General features: G+C 68.3%; 15 protein-coding genes and 2 pseudogenes. 3 read left to right on the forward strand and 14 right to left on the reverse strand.

The features are described from left to right. Nucleotides 1-317: 317 nt before the first annotated feature. Nucleotides 318-422 (reverse strand): annotated as a pseudogene (locus ABZ444_RS37585) (peptide-methionine (S)-S-oxide reductase); the annotation flags it as partial. Here ABZ444_RS37585 and ABZ444_RS37590 point away from each other — a divergent pair. Beyond that, on the forward strand, nucleotides 411-701 hold the full coding sequence (locus ABZ444_RS37590) for a replication initiator (protein ID WP_358007815.1): 291 nt from the start codon (nucleotides 411-413) through the stop codon (nucleotides 699-701). The pseudogene ABZ444_RS37585 and the gene ABZ444_RS37590 sit on opposite strands and share 12 nt — an antisense overlap. A 50-nt stretch (nucleotides 702-751) precedes the next feature. Here ABZ444_RS37590 and ABZ444_RS37595 read toward each other — a convergent pair whose 3' ends face one another. Next, nucleotides 752-1528, reverse strand: a complete 777-nt coding sequence (locus tag ABZ444_RS37595) for a hypothetical protein (protein WP_358007818.1) — start codon at nucleotides 1526-1528, stop codon at nucleotides 752-754. A 113-nt stretch (nucleotides 1529-1641) separates the two neighbouring features. On the opposite strand from ABZ444_RS37595, the gene ABZ444_RS37600 reads away from it, so the two are divergent. After that, on the forward strand, nucleotides 1642-1857 hold the full coding sequence (locus ABZ444_RS37600) for a hypothetical protein (protein ID WP_358007821.1): 216 nt from the start codon (nucleotides 1642-1644) through the stop codon (nucleotides 1855-1857). Nucleotides 1858-2741: 884 nt separating this feature from the next. On the opposite strand, the gene msrA is transcribed toward ABZ444_RS37600, so the two are convergent. Beyond that, nucleotides 2742-3404, reverse strand: a complete 663-nt coding sequence (msrA, locus tag ABZ444_RS37605) for a peptide-methionine (S)-S-oxide reductase MsrA (RefSeq protein WP_358007824.1) — start codon at nucleotides 3402-3404, stop codon at nucleotides 2742-2744. Nucleotides 3405-3573: 169 nt separating this feature from the next. Between msrA and rarD the strand changes: the two genes are divergently transcribed. Continuing rightward, nucleotides 3574-4503: an EamA family transporter RarD gene (gene rarD / locus ABZ444_RS37610; protein ID WP_358007827.1), complete on the forward strand. Its 930-nt coding sequence runs from the start codon at nucleotides 3574-3576 to the stop codon at nucleotides 4501-4503. On the opposite strand, the gene ABZ444_RS37615 is transcribed toward rarD, so the two are convergent. From ABZ444_RS37615 to nuoE, 11 genes and pseudogenes are all read right to left on the reverse strand, one after another. Then, the gene (locus tag ABZ444_RS37615; protein ID WP_358007830.1) at nucleotides 4465-5454 is read right to left on the reverse strand and encodes a polyprenyl synthetase family protein; all 990 of its coding nucleotides are present in this window, start codon (nucleotides 5452-5454) and stop codon (nucleotides 4465-4467) included. The two genes, rarD and ABZ444_RS37615, sit on opposite strands and share 39 nt — an antisense overlap. A gap of 11 nt (nucleotides 5455-5465) precedes the next feature. Next, the gene (gene nuoN / locus ABZ444_RS37620; protein ID WP_358007833.1) at nucleotides 5466-7055 is read right to left on the reverse strand and encodes an NADH-quinone oxidoreductase subunit NuoN; all 1590 of its coding nucleotides are present in this window, start codon (nucleotides 7053-7055) and stop codon (nucleotides 5466-5468) included. Then, nucleotides 7052-8611: an NADH-quinone oxidoreductase subunit M gene (locus ABZ444_RS37625; protein WP_358007836.1), complete on the reverse strand. Its 1560-nt coding sequence runs from the start codon at nucleotides 8609-8611 to the stop codon at nucleotides 7052-7054. Before ABZ444_RS37625 ends, nuoN begins: the two co-directional genes overlap by 4 nt. Then, nucleotides 8611-10524: an NADH-quinone oxidoreductase subunit L gene (gene nuoL, locus ABZ444_RS37630; RefSeq protein WP_358007839.1), complete on the reverse strand. Its 1914-nt coding sequence runs from the start codon at nucleotides 10522-10524 to the stop codon at nucleotides 8611-8613. Before nuoL ends, ABZ444_RS37625 begins: the two co-directional genes overlap by 1 nt. Before the next feature lie 12 nt (nucleotides 10525-10536). Next, nucleotides 10537-10833 (reverse strand): NADH-quinone oxidoreductase subunit NuoK, encoded by a 297-nt coding sequence (gene nuoK, locus ABZ444_RS37635; protein ID WP_352322504.1) that lies wholly within the window; start codon nucleotides 10831-10833, stop codon nucleotides 10537-10539. Next, nucleotides 10830-11612 (reverse strand): NADH-quinone oxidoreductase subunit J, encoded by a 783-nt coding sequence (locus ABZ444_RS37640; RefSeq protein ID WP_357966355.1) that lies wholly within the window; start codon nucleotides 11610-11612, stop codon nucleotides 10830-10832. The genes nuoK and ABZ444_RS37640 overlap by 4 nt, the downstream gene beginning before the upstream one ends. Further along, nucleotides 11605-12120: an NADH-quinone oxidoreductase subunit NuoI gene (gene nuoI, locus ABZ444_RS37645; protein WP_352357245.1), complete on the reverse strand. Its 516-nt coding sequence runs from the start codon at nucleotides 12118-12120 to the stop codon at nucleotides 11605-11607. Before nuoI ends, ABZ444_RS37640 begins: the two co-directional genes overlap by 8 nt. Continuing rightward, nucleotides 12107-13411, reverse strand: a complete 1305-nt coding sequence (gene nuoH / locus ABZ444_RS37650) for an NADH-quinone oxidoreductase subunit NuoH (RefSeq protein ID WP_352322507.1) — start codon at nucleotides 13409-13411, stop codon at nucleotides 12107-12109. Before nuoH ends, nuoI begins: the two co-directional genes overlap by 14 nt. Next, nucleotides 13408-15795, reverse strand: coding sequence for an NADH-quinone oxidoreductase subunit G (locus ABZ444_RS37655; RefSeq protein ID WP_358007842.1), 2388 nt, complete (start codon nucleotides 15793-15795; stop codon nucleotides 13408-13410). Before ABZ444_RS37655 ends, nuoH begins: the two co-directional genes overlap by 4 nt. Continuing rightward, complete coding sequence (gene nuoF, locus ABZ444_RS37660; RefSeq protein ID WP_352322509.1) at nucleotides 15792-17084, reverse strand: NADH-quinone oxidoreductase subunit NuoF; 1293 nt, start codon at nucleotides 17082-17084, stop codon at nucleotides 15792-15794. Before nuoF ends, ABZ444_RS37655 begins: the two co-directional genes overlap by 4 nt. Continuing rightward, nucleotides 17081-17776, reverse strand: a pseudogene (gene nuoE / locus ABZ444_RS37665) (NADH-quinone oxidoreductase subunit NuoE); the annotation flags it as partial. The gene nuoF and the pseudogene nuoE, both read right to left, overlap by 4 nt. Between the last annotated feature and the right edge of the window lie 17 nt (nucleotides 17777-17793).

Consider the following 17793-nt stretch of genomic DNA (forward strand, 5'->3'; position numbering starts at 1 on the left):
ACGCCCGCGCGCAACCGAAGACCAGCTTCGCCGCCAGCTCACCCATCCGAAGCTGGACCAGTTACCCGGTCAACGTTGCGTGACGGGCCACTAGCGGCTAACGGGCGCACACGGTCGAAGACGGCCATCACAAGGATCATGGACACGCCCGCATCCGTCGTACTGCCCGACCGAGCTCGAAGGCGAGACGAGCCGCATCGTATGCTCGGCCGTCCCGGGCTCGGACAGCCGTCGATACCGCAACTACCCATGGCTACACCAGCGGACAAGAAGACAACGCGAACGGCCTCGGGACTCCGGTGGACGGCCTCGCGACCCTACGCGTTGCCGGACGTCAGTCCGACCGGGCAGGAGACCCCAGTACCGCCGATTCCGCAGTACCCATTGGACACTTTGAAAAGGTATTGCTGGTGGTAGAACTTACCGAGCACGCCCGCCGGGGACACTTCTCCACCAAGTCCCGCCACTACTCGATCAGACTCGGGGACATTCGACAGGCACGCGCCGACTTCCGCGCCGAGCAAGCCCGGCTGATCACGGGCACTCCGCCTCCCGATCCAGAGAAGACCGTGACGGTAGGCGAATGGCACTATGCCGGAAGCGGCCACCGCCACGGAGAGGTTTTCTGGGCCGAGGTAGCCCGGCTACGGATCGCCACCGCTCGCAGGATCGCCCGACAACAAGCAGACGAGAAGCGATAGGGCCCGTGCCTCTAAACCTAGAGAGATCGTCCGGGCCGGTTGCCGCTCAGTCAGTCACCCGGGGTCGGGCCTGCGGGCTGGGGCTGCTGCCACACGTCTCGGCCGTTGCCCCACAGCTCAGAGGCATGGTAGGCAAACCGATCGAACAGGCCGTCGTCCTGAAACCGCCGCAAGTGCAACATGGGCGAGTCGTGACCGACGAGCTTCGCCAAGTGGGGCGTGACGAGCATTTCCGAGTCGAACCGGAACACGCTCATGGCGATGTGCTCGTCACCGAACCGGGCCTCGACACCGGCAACGTCACGTAGCTGCTCGATCTCCGACAGAGTGATCCGGATGCGCGTGGAGACGGTCAGCGGAACGTTCTCCACGTCCTCGCGGTGGCGCGTCACCTCACTCTCCGGATCGCCGACGAGGAACCGAATCTTGCACCCCTGCTGCGCCTTCCGCTTGAGCACCTTCGCGAGATTGGGGTGTTCCAGCCACAGGAAGTAGTTGGTGTAACCGGCGAACACGATCTCGTTGCGCGCCGAGCTGATGAGATTGCGCCAGATTGATTTCGGACATGCGGAGCGATACGGATAGACGGTCAAGACTTCCTTATCCGGCCCAGTTTTCACCGTATTGCGAATTGCATCCGGCCATAGCACGGCTGTCTCAACTCCTAGTGCCTCTGCGGCCGCCCATTGGTGCCGCATGTGCGGAACGCGGGTTTCGTCCTGCAGCCAGCGTTCCACCGTCTTGACGTCCACGCCACAGCGGTCGGCCAAATGCTGGTTCGTGACCTGGGCGTTCAGCATGGCGCTGCGTAGGGGAACGTTGGCCACGGCACACCTCGAACTGGGAGGACGTCAGGGACGTTCGGAGCGTAACGCTGTAACGTCCTGGACGTCTTGATAACGCGGTGGGTTTGTCACGCTCAGGTAAGCACGCTGATCGCATGTCCACTCCGGTGATTCTCGAAGACCTCCAAGCGGCATTTCCCGGTTGGTGTATTTGGCGTAGCTCTGCGGGCCGTCTCTGGGCCACCCGGAACGGTCGTCGCCTGTCCCCGCGCGAAGTAGATCACGGCCTGTCCCAGACGATCGACGCGGACGACATCGTCCATCTCGCCGAGCAACTGAAGGAGCAGGAGACAGCAGAGGATGCGTTGTGAGCCGCCCTTCGCTCGCACCGGAGACCCACGCCGCCGCTGCCCTGGCCAACGCCCTCGCCGCCCGGGGAGTCTCCGCAAACGTGCACGACGGCTACGGCCTGGCGCTGGTGTCCGTCTGGGTCGGACTGGTCGTCTGGTGTCACGGCGGGCGCTACTGGTGGCGATCGGCATGGGATGCGAGACGACAGCGAGCCATATACGCATGGCACCCCTCCACCGAACCCGCTCGGGCCGCTCACCGAGTCGCTCTCCGCTACGCCCAACTACGGGAGTCCCAGCCGATCTGTACGCCGCTCGCCGGAGCGCACCCGTGCCCATGACCTTGGCGAAGCTGATCGCCCAGTACCCGGCATGGCAGGTTCAGGACATGGCCGCAGGCTGGGTGGCCATTCGAAAGCAGCCCGTGTCCTGTGCAAGCGGACTGTCCAACGTCCGTTGCGGGGCGACGTTGGGTGAACTGGCTGCGAATCTGCAGGCGGAGACCAGAAAGGGGAGGAGGGAGCAAAGGCCCCTTCGAAGCGTCTGAAACGGCCCCTCAATACGCCAGCCTTCACCACAGGGAGCAACCCAGGTAGATCGATGACAACCCGCCCCGGGGCGCAGGGCCTCCAGGCCCGAGCACCGGAAGCGGGGCGGCAGAGACTTGAAGCTCATCGTCGGGGCCGCCGGCCCGCGTGCGGTGGCGGACGCGAACGGCCCCCAGGCCGCACGCGCAAGCCCGCCAGACCGCTGAGCGGGCCGGCGGCCCCGTGGCGAGCGCAGCGAGCCCTTGAACCTGTAAGGAAGGTTGTCGCCGAAGACGGTTCTGACAGACGGTTCTGGCCCGTGATCGACGCCGGACGTACCGGGCGACCACGGGCCAGGATCTAGCTATCTCTGCAGGTCTACGCCTCGCCGGACGTCAGGCCCACCGGACAGGCCACGCCTGTTCCGCCGATGCCGCAGTAGCCGTTTTTGTTGCGGTGGAGGTACTGCTGGTGATAGTCCTCGGCGTAGTAGAAAGGCTTGGCTTGGGCTATTTCGGTGGTTATGGTGCCGTAGCCGGCCTGGGTGAGGACCTGCTGGTAGGCGGCGCGGGACGTCTCCGCCGCCTTCTCCTGCTCCGGCGAGTGGTAGTAGATCGCCGACCGGTACTGGGTGCCGGCGTCGTTGCCCTGGCGCATGCCCTGGGTCGGGTCGTGGGCCTCCCAGAAGACCTTCAGGAGCTCCTCGTACGACACCTGGGCCGGGTCGAACACCACCCGGACGGCCTCGGTGTGCCCGGTGAGGCCGCTGCAGACCTCCTCGTACGTCGGGTTGGGGGTGTAGCCGCCCTGGTACCCGACGGCGGTCGTCACCACCCCTGGCGTCTGCCAGAACTTGCGCTCGGCCCCCCAGAAGCAGCCCAGGCCGAAGTCGGCCACCTCCAGCCCCGAGGGGTACGGCGGGGCGAGCGGGGCGTCGAGGACCGCGTGCCGCGCGGGCACGGGCATCGCCTCCGAGCGGCCCGGCAGAGCGTCCTCGGGACGGACCATCGATGTCTTGTTGCCGCCGAACAGCCAGCCCATCGTGCCACCTCCATCAGGTGTCTCCACCCTACGCAAGCGCCGCGGGCGGCGGCGTGGCGTGGGTGGCGGGATTGCGCGTACACAACGCCGAACAGTTAAGGATGCCTAAACATTCCCGTATAGTGACACACATTTGTATTTAAGCTGGTAAGGCCCGAAAATGTGTTACATGCCTGACCTTCGGCGCGGTGTACTGTTCGGGATCGCCGCCTACACCATGTGGGGGCTGTTCCCCCTGTACTGGCCGCTGCTCAAACCGTCCGGAGCCGTGGAGATCCTGGCTCATCGGATGGTCTGGTCGCTGGTCGCCGTCGCCGTCGTGCTGGCCGTGCGCCGGCACTGGGGCTGGTTCCGGGAGCTGGCCCGGCAGCCGCGCAAGCTCGTCCTGCTGACGATCGCCGCCATCGTCATCACCGTCAACTGGGGCACCTACATCTACGCGGTCAACACCGGCCACGTGGTCGAGAGCGCCCTCGGGTACTTCATCAACCCGCTGGTCAGCGTGCTGTTCGGGGTGCTGGTGCTGCGGGAGCGGCTGCGTCCGCTGCAGTGGACGGCGGTCGGGTTCGCGGCGCTGGCGGTGGTCGTGCTGACCCTGGACTACGGCCGGCTTCCCTGGATCGCGCTCACGCTCGCCGTCAGCTTCGGCGTGTACGGGCTGGCCAAGAAGCAGGCGAACGTGGCCGCCACCGAGAGCCTGGCCGTCGAGACGCTGGTGCTGCTGCTGCCGGCCCTGGGGTACCTGATCTACCTGGAGTTCGCTGGGCAGGCCACGTTCGGGCAGGAGGGCATCGGGCACGCGCTGCTGCTGGTGGGGGCCGGGATCATCACGGCCGTGCCACTGATCTTCTTCGGCGCGGCGGCGATCCGGGTGCCGCTGAGCACCGTCGGGGTGCTGCAGTACATCGCGCCGATCCTGCAGTTCGTCGTGGGGGTGACGATCGCCGGCGAGGTCATGCCGCCCAGCCGGTGGATCGGGTTCTCGATCGTGTGGCTGGCCCTGGCCATCTTCACCTACGACAGCCTCCGGGCGGCGCGGGCCGCCGCCCGGGTCAGGCGGTCAGCCCGAACGCTCGACCACGTAGTCGCAGAGAGCTAGGAACGCCGCCCTGGCCGGGATGTCGGGCAGGGCGGAGAGGTCGACGCGGGCCCGGTCGACCCACGCGGCCAGCTCGGCGCGGGCCCGCTCCATGGCCGGGTGGGCCCGCAGCAGGGTGAGCGCCTCCTCCACGTGCTCCTCCGGCACCGGGCCCGACAGCAGCTCGGTCAGCCGCGACTGCTCGCCGCTGTTGAGCGCGTAAAGGACCGGTAGGGTCCGGACGCCCTCGCGCAGGTCGGTGCCGGGGGTCTTGCCCGACTGGACGCCCGAGGAGGCCACGTCGAGCAGGTCGTCGCCGAGCTGCCAGGCCACGCCCACGGCCTCGCAGGCGCGGCTCAGCCGCTCCTCGACGTCGGCGGGGGCGCCGGACAGCAGCGCGCCGAACCGGCCGGAGGCGGCGATGAGGGAGCCAGTCTTGTCGGCCAGGACGCTCAGGTAGTGGCCGACGGGGTCCTCACCGTCGCGCGGGCCGATCGTCTCGCGGATCTGCCCCTGGACGAGGCGGGAGAACGTCTGGGCCTGGATGCGGATCAGCTCGGGGCCGAGGTCGGCCAGGAGGTCCGAGGCCTGGGCGAACAGGTAGTCGCCGGTGAGGATCGCCACGGTGTTGTCCCACCGGGCGTTGGCCGAGGGCGAGCCCCGGCGCACCGGGGCCTCGTCCATGACGTCGTCGTGGTAGAGCGAGCCCAGGTGGGTCAGTTCGATGACCACCGCGCCGGGCACGACACCCGGCGCGGACGGATCGCCGAACTGGGCCGCGAGCAGCACCATCAGCGTACGGAACCGCTTGCCGCCCGCCTCGATGAGGTGCTTGGACGCCTCCGTGACGAAGGCGTCCTCGCTCTCCACCGACGAGCGCAGGAGCTTCTCGACCGCGGCCAATCCGGTGGCCACGTCCTGCGCCAACCGTTCGTCCTCGATGGGAAGGTCAACCACGGGCGGCGCAGACATACGAGATCCCCTTATCTAATGAACAGAGCCGAAGCGGCGTCGTTGGCGACACCGAGGAGGGTCTCCGGGTAGAGCCCCACTCCTACGGTAACCAGCAGGGAAACGGCGATGACGGCCACGGTCCCCATACTGGGCACCGAGATCGCCGGGCCGTCGGCCGCGGGCTCGCTGAAGAACATCAGCACGATCACCCGGACGTAGAAGAACGCGGCGATGGCCGAGGCCACCACGCCCACCACGACCAGGCCGGCCATCCAGCCGCCCATCGAGTCGCCGGGCTGCGTGCCGCTGTTCAGCGCGGCCGCGAACACGGCGTACTTGCCGAAGAAGCCGCTGGTCAGCGGGATTCCGGCGAAGGCGAGCAGGAAGAAGGCGAACACCCCGGCGAGCACCGGCGAACGCTTGCCGAGCCCGGCCCAGCGCGACAGGTGTCCCGCCTCGCCGCCGGGGTCGCGCACCAGCGTGACCACCGCGAACGCGCCGACCGTGGTGATGCCGTAGACCGCCAGGTAGAACAGGATCGACTTGAGCGACTGGGCGTTCTGCCCGGCCGAGCCGAACGTCGCCATCACGCCGACGAGCAGGAAGCCCGCGTGCGCGATGGAGGAGTAGGCCAGCATGCGCTTGATGTCGGTCTGCGTGATCGCCAGGATCGAGCCGACGATCATCGTCAGGGCCGCGACGGCCCAGATGACCGGCCGCCAGTTCCAGTCGAGGTTGCCCAGACCGACCCAGAACACCCGCAGCAGGGCGCCGACGGCCGCGACGAGCGTGCCGGAGGCCATGAGTGCGGTGATGGGGGTCGGGGCGCCCTGGTAGACGTCCGGCTTCCACGCCTGGAAGGGCGCGGCGCCGATCTTGAACAGCAGGCCGACGCCGAGCAGCGCGAGCCCGGCCATGAGCAGCGGGTCGAGCAGCGCGCCCTTGGCCAGGGCGGCGTTGATCCCGGGCAGCGAGACGGTGCCCGCGTAGCCGTAGATCATGGCGGTGCCGTACAGGAAGAACGCCGAGGAGAACGCGCCGAGCAGGAAGTACTTCATCGACGCCTCCTGCGACAGCAGGCGGCGCCGGCGGGCCAGGCCGCACAGCAGGTACAGCGGCAGCGACATGACCTCAAGGGCCACGAACATCGTCAGCAGGTCGTGCGAGGCCGGGAAGAGCAGCATGCCACCGACCGCGAACAGCACCAGCGGGTAGACCTCGGTCTGCCCGGCGCCGTTGTCGGCCGCCTCGGCCTCCTCCTCGTCCGCGCTGCCCGGCACTGCCGCCGCCGAGGCCACGAAGTGGCCCTCGTCGTTGATCAGCAGCACCGTCACGAACGACAGGACGATGATCACGCCCCAGATGAACAGCGCGGGACCGTCCACCGCGACCGCGCCCATGGCGGCGGCCTGCGTCGGCACACCGCGCATGACCTGCAGGATGACCAGCGCGAACGCGCCGATCAGGCTGAGCAGCGTGAGCGGGACGTGGATGGACTTGCGCAGGTAGCGTGGCGCGAACGCCTCGACGAGCACGCCGATGCAGGCAGCGCCGAAGACGATCAGCAACGGCGCCAGCGTGCCGTACTCGATCGTCGGCGCTTGGATGACGTCGTTCACTGACCTGTCCCCTTCTCAGCGATGGTGGCAGTGGGTACGTGCACGTTGGTCAGCGTCTGCTGCACGGACGGGTTGATCACGTCGAGCAGCGGCTTGGGGAAGAAGCCGAACCCGATGATCAGCGCGACCAGCGGCGCCAGCACCCAGATCTCCCGGGCGTTGAGGTCCTTGAACGCCTTGACCGGCTCGGCGGTCGGGCCGTTCAGCGTGCGCTGGACCATCCACAGGATGTAGACGGCGGCCAGGATGACGGCCACCGCGGAGATGATCGCGGCCACCGTCAGCGCGCCGGAGCCGTGCGCCTGGCTGGAGTACGTGCCGATCATCACCATGAACTCGCTGACGAAGGACGACAGTCCGGGCAGCGAGAGACCGGCCAGACCGGCGACCAGGAAGAAGCCGGCGAGCACCGGGGCGACCTTCTGGACACCGCCGTAGTCGGCGATGAACGGCGAGCCGCGCCGGGCGATGAGGAACCCGGCGGCGAGGAACAGCGCGCCCGTGGCGAAGCCGTGGTTGACCATGTAGAGGGCCGCGCCGGACTGGGCGACCGACGACATGGCGAAGACGCCGAGCACGATGAAGCCGAAGTGCGAGATCGACGTGTAGGCGATGAGCCGCTTCATGTCGGTCTGGCCGATGGCCACGATCGCGCCGTAGATGATGCTGATGACCGCCAGGACGACGATCGGCATCGTGAACGCCTTGGCCGCGTCGGGGAACAGCTCCAGGCAGAAGCGGAGCATGCCGAACGTGCCGACCTTGTCGAGCACGCCCACGAGCAGCACGGCGGCGCCGGCCGGGGCCTGGGCGGCCGCGTCGGGCAGCCAGGTGTGCACCGGCCAGAGCGGTGCCTTGATGGCGAAGGCGATGAAGAAGCCGCCGAACAGCCACTTCTGCGTCGTCGGGTCCTGGATGGCCCCGACGAGCGGCTCGAACATGAACGTGCCCTTGTTCGCCAGCACGTACAGGCCGATGACCGCGACCAGCATGAGCAGGCCGCCGAAGAGCGAGTACAGCAGGAACTTGACGGCCGCGTACGACCGCTGGGCACCGCCGTACGACCCGATCATGAAGTACATCGGGATCAGCATGGCTTCGAAGAACACGTAGAAGAGGAAGACGTCGGTCGCCGCGAAGACGCCGATCATCATCGTCTCCAGGACGAGCAGCAGCGAGAAGTACGTCTTGACCGACCGCTTGGGCGTGATCAGCGTGCCGTCCGCGGTCCTGACGCCGTCGGCGTCGTGCCAGGAGGCCAGGACGACGATCGGCACCAGCACGACCGACAGGGCGATCAGCACCAGGGCGACGCCGTCGACGCCGACCCCGAACTTCACGCCGAAGCTCGGGATCCAGTCGTACTCCGCCTTGAACTGGAAGCGCTCGCCACCGGGCTTGAACCCGGCGGCCATGACGCCCGTCAGCACCATCGTCAGCAGCGAGACCGCCAGCGTGACCTGCTTGGCCAGCTTGTCGCCGCCCTTGGGAAGCAGGGCCACCACGATGGCGCCCACAACGGGCACCGCCATGATTATCGGGAGCCAGGGTGACATCAGATGTTCCCAACGAGGAGCAGGGCGCCGGTCAGCAGGGCGGCACCGATCAGGATGGACAGCGCGTACGTTCGCGCGAAGCCCGTCTGGAGCCTGCGCAGGCGACCCGAGCTCCCGCCGATGCCTGCCGCCAGACCGTTGACCAGCCCGTCGACGCCGCGGTTGTCGAAGAACACCGCGATGCGGGTCAGCCACTGGCCGGGACGCATGAACAGGGACTCGTTGAGGGCGTCGCCGTACAGGTCACGGCGGGCGAACGTGGTGAGGAAGGAGCCGCGCGGCTGCACCGAGGGCACCTCTGCCCGGCCGTACCTCATCCAGGCGAAGACCACACCGACGGCGACGAGCGCGAGGGTGGCCAGGCCGGGCGTGCTGGCGAACTGGAAGCTCGGCGCCTCCGCCTCGCCGCCCACGGCGGGCCGCAGGAAGTCGTACAGCCTGCCGCCCAGCACCAGGTAGGCGCCCAGACCGAGCGCGCCCAGCGAGAGGATCATCAGCGGCACCGTCATGACGAGCGGCGACTCGTGCGGGTGGGCGTCGTCGGCCCAGCGCTTCTGGCCGAAGAAGGTCATGAAGACCATCCGCGACATGTAGAAGCCGGTGATGCCCGCGCCGAGGACGGCCAGCCAGCCCAGGATCGGCTGGTGGTGGACCGCGGTCTCGATGATGCCGTCCTTGGTGAAGTAGCCGGACAGCAGCGGGAACCCGATGATCGCCAGGTAGCCGATGAAGAACGTGACGAACGTGATCGGCATGAGCTTGCGCAGGCCGCCGTACTTCCTCATGTTGACCTCGTCGTTCATGCCGTGCATGACCGATCCGGCGCCGAGGAACATGTCGGCCTTGAAGAAGCCGTGGGTGATCAGGTGGCCGATCGCGAAGGCGTACCCCGCGGGGCCGAGGCCCGCGCCGAGCATCATGTAGCCGATCTGCGACATCGTCGAGCCGGCCAGGCCCTTCTTGATGTCGTCCTTCGCACAACCGATGATCGCACCGGCGAGCAGCGTGGCCGCGCCGACGATGGCGACGGCGAGCGCCGCGCCCGAGCCCTCGGGGAAGAAGAACGCGCCCGAGCGGACGACCAGGTAGACGCCCGCGGTGACCATGGTCGCCGCGTGGATCAGGGCCGAGACCGGGGTCGGGCCCTCCATGGCGTCGAGGAGCCAGGACTGCAGCGGGAGCTGCGCCGACTTGCCGCACGCGCCGAGGAGCAGCAGCAGGCCGATGGCGAGCATGGTGCCGTCGGAGGCGCCACCGGCGCCGATCTTCGCGCCGAGGTCCTTGAAGGCCAGGGTGCCGAACGACGTCCAGATGATGAACATGCCGACCAGCAGACCGAAGTCACCGACGCGGTTGACGACGAACGCCTTCTTCGCCGCGACCGCCGCCGAGGGCTTGAACTGCCAGAACCCGATCAGCAGGTACGAGGCCAGACCCACGCCCTCCCAGCCGATGAACAGGCCCACGTAGTTGTCGGCCAGCACCAGCAGGAGCATCGCGGCGACGAACAGGTTCAGGTACGCGAAGAACCTGCGCCGGTGCTCGTCGTGCGACATGTAGCCGATCGAGTAGATGTGGATCAGCGATCCGACACCCGTGATGAGCAGCGCGAAGCAGATCGACAGCGGGTCGATGAGCAGGCCCATGTCGACCATGCCGGGGATGAACTCGTACAGGTGCACCGCCCGGCGGCGCTCCTCCTCCCCGAGCCCGATCAGCTCGAAGAACGCGAGCACCGCCACCACGAACGAGGCCAGCGACATGACCACGCCCAGCAGGTGGCCCCAGCGGTTGGTGAACTTGTTGAACGCCAGCAGGATGAACGCCCCCACGAGCGGAAGGGCGATCATCAGCCAGGCGTTCCCGATCACACCGCCGACGTGAGGGGTGATCTGAGCGATTTCAGATTGCATCAGTCACCTCTCTTAGTACTTCAGCAGGTTGGCGTCGTCGACGGACGCGGACCTGCGGGTTCGGAAGATCGTCACGATGATGGCCAGGCCGACGACGACCTCGGCCGCGGCCACCACCATCACGAAGAACGCGATGATCTGGCCCTCCAGGTTGCCGTTCTGCCTGGCGAAGGTGACGAACGCGAGGTTGCAGGCGTTGAGCATGAGCTCGACGCACATGAACACCACGATCGCGTTGCGCCTGATCAGCACGCCGAGCGCGCCGATCGCGAACAGCACACCCGACAGGATCAGGTAGTGGGTCGTCACTTGGTCACCTCGTTGGTCGTCTCCTCGGCGTCATCCTCGGCCGTGTGCTTGATGGCCTCGGCGAGCTTCGGGTCCTCGGGGAGGTGGCCGTGCTCGACGTCGTAGCGGGCGATGTAGCGGTTGACCGACGACTCCGCGACCGAGCCGTCGGGCAGCAGCGCCGGCATGTCGATGGCGTTGTTGGTGGCGTAGGTGCCGGGGCCGGGCAGCGGCGAGGGACGCTCGCCGAGGAACCGGGCGCGCGAGAGGTCCTTCTGCGTGGCCTTCTCGGTGAACTTCTCCCGGTGCGCCAGGACCATCGCGCCCAGGGCGGCGGTGATCAGCAGGGCCGAGGTGACCTCGAACGCGAAGACGTACTTGGTGAACAGCAGCAGCGCGATCGAGCGGACGTAGCCGCCCTGCGCCGTGGCCTGTGCCAGGCCCGCCTCACCGGAGAAGATCGCGTTGCCCACCGCCAGGATGATCAGGACGGCGAAGCCGAGGGCCGCGAGGGCGCCCCAGAAGCGCTGGCCCCTCAGCGTCTCCACGAAGGAGTCGGAGGAGTCCACGCCCACCAGCATGAGGACGAACAGGAACAGCATCATGATGGCGCCGGTGTAGACGATGATCTGCACCGCGGCGAGGAAGGGCGCGTCCTGGACGGCGTAGAGCACCGCGAGGCAGAGCATCACGGTGCCGAGCATCAGCGCTGAGTAGACGGCCTTCCTGTTGAAGACCATGCCGAGCGCCGCGCCGACGGACACGACGGCGAGAACCCAGAATGTGATGGTCTCACCCATTGGTTCGTCCCAGCCGGTAGTAGTCCTCTTCGGTCTCGCCGAGCCGCATCGGGTGGGGCGGCTGCTCCATGCCCGGCGTCAGGTCCGCGAGGAGCATCTCCTTGGTGTAGATGAGGCTCTCGCGGCTGCTGTCGGCGAGCTCGTACTCGTTGGTCATGGTGAGCGCGCGGGTGGGGCAGGCCTCGATGCACAGACCGCACAGGATGCACCGCAGATAGTTGATCTGGTACGTGCGCCCGTAACGCTCACCCGGCGAGAAGCGCTCCTCGTCGGTGTTGTCCGCGCCCTCGACGTAGATCGCGTCCGCCGGACACGCCCACGCGCACAGCTCGCACCCGACGCACTTCTCCAGCCCGTCCGGCCAGCGGTTGAGCTGGTGACGACCGTGGAAGCGAGGAGCCGTCGGCTTCTTGACCTCCGGGTAGTTGGTCGTGACGGGCTTCTTGAACATCGTGTGGAAGGTGACCCCGAAGCCCTTGACGGGGTTCAGCCAATCAGTTAGTCCCACTGGGAATCTCCTTGTGCTGCACCCCGTGGTAGTGCGGCAGATCGAGCGGCGGCACAGGGAAGCCGCCGGCCGTCGGCTCGTCGGACAGTTGCTCGAACTCGGCCTCCACCTCGGCCTTGCGCGCCTCCTTGCGCCGCTGGTTGACGGTGTCGAACCGCATCCAGATGGCCAGCGCGCCGACCACGATGACCGCGCCGATCACGATGCCGACCGTCTTGTTGCCCTCGTTGACGACCACGTTGCGAGCCGCGGCGACGAGCAGGATCCAGGCCAGGTTCACCGGGATCAGCACCTTCCAGCCCAGGGACATGAGCTGGTCGTAGCGCACGCGCGGCAGCGAGGCACGCACCCACACGATGAAGCTGAAGGTCAGCACGAACTTGATGAAGAACCACAGCACCGGCCACCAGCCCGTGTTGGCGCCGTCCCACAGGGAGATCGGCCACGGGGCCCGCCAGCCGCCCAGGAACAGGGTGACCGCGATGCCCGAGGCGGTGAAGGTGTGCAGGTACTCGCCCATCATGATGAGGGCGAACTTCAGGGACGAGGAGTACTCGGTCTGGAAGCCGCCGACCAGCTCGCCCTCGCCCTCGGGCAGGTCGAACGGGATGCGGGCGGCCTCGCCGAACATGCAGATCACGTAGATCACGAACGACGGGATCAGCAGGAAGACGAACCAGCCCTGCTCGCCCTGCGCCTTGACGATCTCGGAGGTGGACAGCGTCCCGGCGAACAGGAAGATCGCCACGAACGACAGACCCATCGCGATCTCGTACGAGACCACCTGCGCCGCCGACCGCAGACCGCCCAGCAGCGCGTACGGCGAGCGCGACGACCAGCCGGCCAGCACCACGCCGTAGACCGAGATGGCGCCCATGGCCAGCATGAACAGCACCGCCACCGGCAGGTCGACGAGCTGCAGCGGCGTCTGGACGCCGAACAGGTTGACCATCGGCGCGAACGGCACGATCGAGAAGGCCAGGAACGCCGGCACGACCATGATCACCGGGGCCAGCAGGTAGAGCACCTTGTCCACGGTCCGCGGGAAGATGTCCTCCTTCAGACCCATCTTGATGCCGTCGGCCACCGACTGGAGCAGACCGAACTTGCCGGCCCGGTTGGGGCCGTAGCGGTGCTGCATCCGCGAGATCAGCTTGCGCTCGTACCAGACGCCGAACAGGATGCCCAGCATCAGGAAGGCGAACAGCATCACGGCCTTGATGATGGTGATCCACAGCGGGTCCTTGCCGAAGTCGGCGAGGGTGGGATCGGCCGCGAGAACGTGGGTCATGATGCGCTCCCGATCGTGACGATGTCGCCGGCCAGCGCGCGCAGGTCGCGCGTGACCGAGCAGCCGCCGGAGTTCGCCGGCACCCAGACCACCCGGTCGGGCAGGTCGGCGACGCGGACCGGCAGCGTGACCGCGTTGGGGCCGGGGCCGCCGACGACGAGCTTGTCGCCGTCGATGACGCCGATCTCGGCCGCCGTGGCCGCCGACACCAGCGCCTCGGTGGCGCGGGCGGTGCCGGCCAGGTACGGCTCGCCGTCCTGGAGCCTGCCCTCGTCGAGCAGCAGGTGCCAGGTCGCCAGCAGCGCCTCGCCGGCCGCCGGGGCGGCCTGGGCGCGGGTGGCGGTGCTCGGCGCGGCGACGCGGGCCCCGCGCCAGGCGCCGAGGCTGGACAGCTCGCGCCGGACGGCCTTGGCGTCCGGCAGGCCGAGGTGCACGTCCATGCGGTCGGCGATGTTGCCGATGACGGTCAGGTCGCTCTGGATGCCGGGCACGCGCAGCGGCGCCTCGAACGAGCGGCCCCTGCCCTCCCAGTTGACGAACGTACCGCTCTTCTCCTGCACCGCCGCGACCGGCAGCACCACGTCGGCGCGATCGGTGACGGCGCTGGCGCGGATCTCCAGGCTGACGATGAACGGCGTGTTCTCCAGCGCCTCCAGCGCGGCGGCCGGGTCTGCCAGGTCGTGCGGGTCGACGCCGGCCACGACCAGCGCGTCGATCTCACCGGCGCGGGCGGCGGCGATGATGCCGTCGGTGTCGCGGCCGGGGACGGCGGGCAGCGAGCCCACGTTCCAGACCCTGGCGACCTCGGCCCTGGCGGCCTCGTCGTCCACGGGACGGCCGATCGGCAGCAGGTTGGGCAGCGCGCCGGCTTCGAGCGCGCCGCGCTCACCGGCCCTGCGCGGCACCCAGGCCAGCCGGACGCCGGAGCCGGCGCCGAGGCGGACGAGGGCCGACAGCGCGCCCGGCACGCTGGCCAGCCGCTCGCCGGCCAGCACGATCGTGCCCTCGGCCAGCGTGCCGACCAGGTCGCCGATCGCGTCGGCCTCGGCGCCCGGGGCGGTGGCGATGAGCGTGCCGCCCATCTTGGCCAGCCCGGCGGAGGCGAACGGCGCGATCGCGGTGACCTTCAGGCCCTTCTTCTGCCACGCCTTGCGCAGGCGCAGGAAGACGATCGGCGACTCCTCCTCGGGCTCGAACCCGACGAGCAGCACGGCCGGAGCCTTCTCGAGGTCGGTGTAGCTGATCTCGATGCCCTTGCCGGCGACCGCGTGCGCCAGGAACTGCGCCTCCTCGTCGGAGTGCGGACGGGCGCGGAAGTCGATGTCGTTGCTGCCCAGCGCGACCCTGGCGAACTTGCTGTAGGCGTAGGCGTCCTCGACCGTGACCCGGCCGCCGACCAGCACGCCGGCCCTGCCGCGGGCGGCGGCCAGACCCTCGGCGGCGACCGCCAGCGCCTCCGGCCACGAGGCGGGCACGAGCACGCCTTCCTCGTTGCGCACCAGAGGCGTCTTGAGCCGGTCGGGCTGGGTGGCGTAGGAGAAGGCCCAGCGGCCCTTGTCGCAGTTCCACTCCTCGTTCACCTGCGGGTCGTTGCCCGCCAGGCGGCGGGTCACCCGGCCGCGCCTGTGGTCGGTGCGCAGGGAGCAGCCCGACGCGCAGTGCTCGCACGCGCTCGGCGTGGACACCAGGTCGAACGGGCGCGCCCGGAACCGGTAGGCCGCGCCGGTGAGCGCGCCGACCGGGCAGATCTGCACCGTGTTGCCGGAGAAGTAGGAGTTGAACGGCTTGCCGTCGGCGACCCGGACCTGCTCCTTGGCGCCGCGCTCGAAGAACTCGATGAGCGGGTCGCCGGCGATCTGGTCGGAGAAGCGGATGCAGCGGGCGCACTGGACGCAGCGCTCACGGTCGAGCAGCACCTGCGTGGACAGCGGCAGCGGCTTGGGGAACGTGCGCTTCTGCTCCTGGAACCGCGACTCGCCCTGGCCGTTCGACATGGCCTGGTTCTGCAGGGGGCACTCGCCGCCCTTGTCGCAGACCGGGCAGTCGAGCGGGTGGTTCATCAGCAGCAGCTCCATGGCCCCGCGCTGCGCCTTCTCGGCGACCGGCGAGGTGAGCTGGGTCTGCACGACCATGCCCTCGGCCACCTCGATCGCACAGGACGGCTGCGGCTTGGGGAAGCCGCGGCCGTTGCCCGCGTCGGGGATGTCCACGAGGCACTGGCGGCAGTTGGCCGCCGGGTCGAGCAGCGGGTGGTCGCAGAACCGGGGGATCTGAATGCCCAGCAGCTCGGCGGCCCTGATGATCAGGGTGCCCTTGGGGACACTGACCTGGAACCCGTCGATGGTGAGGGTCACCAGGGTGATTTCTGTTTCTACGACGGTCACTGCTCACCCCAGAGAGTGGACTTCTTCGGGTCGAACGGGCAGCCGCCGATCTCGAAGTGCTTGAGGTACTCCTCGCGGAAGTACTTCACCGAGGAGTGGATCGGGCTGGTCGCGCCGTCGCCGAGGGCGCAGAACGAGCGGCCGAGGATGTTGTCCGCGATGTCGGTGATCGTGGACAGGTCCTCCTCGGTGCCCTGGCCCTTCTCCAGGCGCTTGAGCACCTGCTTGAGCCAGTACGTGCCCTCGCGGCACGGCGTGCACTTGCCGCAGGACTCGTGGGCGTAGAACTCGGTCCAGCGCAGCACCGTGCGGACCACGCAGGTGGTCTCGTCGAAGATCTGCAGCGCGCGGGTGCCGAGCATCGAGCCCTTGGCGCCGACGGCCTCGAAGTCGAGCGGCACGTCGAGGTGCTCGTCGGTGAAGATCGGCGTGGACGAGCCGCCCGGGGTCCAGAACTTGATCTGGTGCCCCTCCCGGATGCCGCCGGCCATGTCGAGCAGCTCGCGCAGCGTGATGCCGAGCGGGGCCTCGTACTGGCCGGGCCTGGTGACGTGGCCGCTGAGGGAGAAGATGCCGAAGCCCTTGGACTTCTCGGTGCCCATCGAGGCGAACCAGTCGGCGCCGTTGCTGATGATCGAGGGAACACTGGCGATCGACTCGACGTTGTTCACCACAGTCGGCGAGGCGTACAGGCCCGCCACGGCCGGGAACGGGGGCTTGAGTCGCGGTTGACCTCTGAAGCCCTCCAGCGAGTCGAGCAGCGCCGTCTCCTCGCCGCAGATGTACGCGCCCGCGCCGCTGTGCACGACGAGTTCCAGGTTGTACCCGGAGCCGAAGATGTCCTCGCCCAGGAAACCCTTCTCGTACGCCTCGCGCACGGCCGCGTGCAGCCGGCGGATGACGTGCAGCACCTCGCCGCGCACGTAGATGAAGGCGTAGTTGGCCCTGATCGCGAACGCGGTGATGATGACACCCTCGACCAGCGAGTGCGGGTTGGCCATCATCAGCGGGATGTCCTTGCAGGTGCCCGGCTCCGACTCGTCGGCGTTGACGACGAGGTAGTGGGGCTTGCCGTCGCCCTGCGGGATGAATCCCCACTTCATGCCGGTGGGGAAGCCCGCGCCGCCGCGGCCGCGCAGGCCGGAGTCCTTGACCGCCTGGATGACGGCGTCGGGGTCCATGCCCAGCGCCTTCTTGGCCGCCTTGTAGTCACCGCCGTAGCCGTCGAGGGTGAAGGAGTCGGCCTGGTCCCAGTTGGCGGTCAGGACCGGGGTCAGTGTGGTGCTCATGCCTCGGGGGCCTTCCATCCGTTGGCCTTGGCCACCTTCAGGCCCTCCAGCGAGGGGCCGGCGGCCGACGGGCCGTCGCCCGCCTGGTCGTCGGGCAGGCCCGCGAGCACGCGCGAGGCCTCCTTGAAGGTACAGAGCTTCTTCGGTCCGCGGGTCGGCCGCACGTCCTTGCCGTCACGCAGGTCGTCGACGAGCTGCTTGGCCGAGTCGGGGGTCTGGTTGTCGAAGAACTCCCAGTTGACCATCATGACCGGGGCGAAGTCGCAGGCCGCGTTGCACTCCAGGCGCTCCAGCGAGATCTTGCCGTCGCCGGTGGTCTCCTCGTGGCCGACGCCGACGTGCTCGGACAGCTCGTCCCAGATCTCGTCGCCGCCCATGACGGCGCACAGCGCGTTGATGCAGACGCCGACGTGGTAGTCGCCGGCCGGCTTGCGCTTGTACATCGTGTAGAAGGTGGCCACGCCGGTGACCTCGGCCTTGCTCAGGCCCAGCATCTCGGCGCAGAACTCCTTGCCGTCGTCGGAGACGTAGCCGTCGGCCGACTGCACGAGGTGGAGCAGCGGCAGCAGCGCGGACCGCGTCTTGGGGTAGCGGCCGATGATCTCCTTGGCGTCCTGTTCCAGACGCTCCCGGACTTCCGGTGAATAAGTCACGAGCGTGCCTCCGGCCCGCTCATGACTTGCGTGCTGTGTCTAATTGTGCGCTCGAC

It is taken from the genome of Nonomuraea sp. NPDC005730 (assembly GCF_040630865.1).
In the GTDB taxonomy this organism is placed as follows: Bacteria; Actinomycetota; Actinomycetes; order Streptosporangiales; family Streptosporangiaceae; genus Nonomuraea.

Excerpts from the sequence above, each read along its gene's own strand:
- ABZ444_RS37600 (WP_358007821.1), top strand. The coding sequence starts at position 1,642 with ATGTCCACTCCGGTGATTCTCGAAGACCTCCAAGCGGCATTTCCCGGT.
- msrA (WP_358007824.1), bottom strand. The coding sequence starts at position 3,404 with ATGGGCTGGCTGTTCGGCGGCAACAAGACATCGATGGTCCGTCCCGAG.
- rarD (WP_358007827.1), top strand. The coding sequence starts at position 3,574 with ATGCCTGACCTTCGGCGCGGTGTACTGTTCGGGATCGCCGCCTACACC.
- ABZ444_RS37615 (WP_358007830.1), bottom strand. The coding sequence starts at position 5,454 with ATGTCTGCGCCGCCCGTGGTTGACCTTCCCATCGAGGACGAACGGTTG.
- ABZ444_RS37625 (WP_358007836.1), bottom strand. The coding sequence starts at position 8,611 with ATGTCACCCTGGCTCCCGATAATCATGGCGGTGCCCGTTGTGGGCGCC.
- nuoL (WP_358007839.1), bottom strand. The coding sequence starts at position 10,524 with ATGCAATCTGAAATCGCTCAGATCACCCCTCACGTCGGCGGTGTGATC.
- ABZ444_RS37640 (WP_357966355.1), bottom strand. The coding sequence starts at position 11,612 with ATGGGTGAGACCATCACATTCTGGGTTCTCGCCGTCGTGTCCGTCGGC.
- nuoH (WP_352322507.1), bottom strand. The coding sequence starts at position 13,411 with ATGACCCACGTTCTCGCGGCCGATCCCACCCTCGCCGACTTCGGCAAG.
- nuoF (WP_352322509.1), bottom strand. The coding sequence starts at position 17,084 with ATGAGCACCACACTGACCCCGGTCCTGACCGCCAACTGGGACCAGGCC.